Here is a 1327-nt window from a genome sequence, read left to right on the forward strand (position 1 = left end):
GAAATGGACTATCAGGCCGTTGAGCCTTTTAGAAAAACATTTCCTCAAGTTTTTCATCTTCCACAAAGAAAAAGATCAGATTCAGTATCTAAGGAAATGAAGAGCTTTTTGGATTTGATTATAAAGGAAAATCAGAATAATAACTCCTGGTCAAAAGCAATGGTGAACCGCTTGGGTGAAATAATATTCATTCAAACAATCAAAGATTATTTTAGAATTAATGCTAAAAATCCAAATTTAAACAATCCCCTTAATAATGAAGCCATTGACAAAATCTTACAATTAATTCATCAATTTCCAGAAAGGAATTGGTCAGTGGCTAACCTTGCCAAAGAAGCGGGAATGTCCAGGACTTATTTTTCTAACACTTTTCGAGACCTTACAAAATTCACTCCCATGGGGTATGTTACTAATTGGAGAATTATAAAAGCCCGTGAATTACTTAAAAACCAAAATTACAAGATTGGTGAAGTAGCTGAAAAGGTAGGATATTCTTCGGAAGCCGCTTTTAATCGTAGTTTCAAAAAACATACATCTTTTAGCCCTGCTGCATTTCGAAAAAAGGAGAAAGAACAAAAATAAAATTGTCAATCCTATAGCTAGAAAAAATAACGGTTACAGCATATCAATAACCTGTTGAAAGGAATTTTAATTTTATAGATCTATAAAGAGAAACCAGAGCTTATTTTCAATTTTTATGAATGACTCCAATAAAAACCTTAATAAGCTCATGGAAACTCTATTATTGGGGTTAAAAATTATGAGGCAGTCGTAACAATCAATGTCTGCTCTGACTCCCCCTACGTTAAAAAAGAGCTTTATCCTCTTTTTTTATCCTTGTATATAAAATGAGTTCAAGACAGCACCTTAAACATAATCCATATACATTTTACTGAAACCTCTAGGAAATTACTTGGTCTCAGACCACTGCCATACCTAATGCGATCATTTTTCAAGTGTGAAAGCCCACAATTTCTTTCGGTAACCCTTAGAAGGTCCCTCTTTCAATGACACCTCCTCATTTGACCACTCAAGGCCTGAAGAAATCATAAACATTATTAACCTCCCAAACACCTATCTTCAATAATTCATTTTAGTTAAAATAAATTAAAAACATTTCTTTATTTTTTCCCATAAAAGAGGGATCATAGAACTAGTTCAAGCCATTATGGCTTAAAAAATATTATCCTCCGGCCGGAAGGAAAAACTTGTTTTTATTTATTCCCTTATTTTTCTAGTTTAAAAAGGTTCAATTAAAAAACAAGCACAGATTGAATTGTAACAGATTATTCTACGCAGTACTGGTTAAAAAAATAAAACCAAAAAA

Annotated in this window: 1 protein-coding gene; it reads left to right on the forward strand. The window is 32.3% G+C overall.

What is annotated here, in order from left to right; all coding sequences use genetic code 11:
- Nucleotides 1–582, forward strand: a 582-nt coding sequence (locus E1171_RS01275) for an AraC family transcriptional regulator (RefSeq protein ID WP_155203307.1), incomplete at its 5' end; no start/stop codon positions are given.
- Between the last annotated feature and the right edge of the window lie 745 nt (nucleotides 583–1327).

It is taken from the genome of Xanthovirga aplysinae (genome assembly GCF_009711365.1).
GTDB classification, from domain to species: domain Bacteria; phylum Bacteroidota; class Bacteroidia; order Cytophagales; family Cyclobacteriaceae; genus Xanthovirga; species Xanthovirga aplysinae.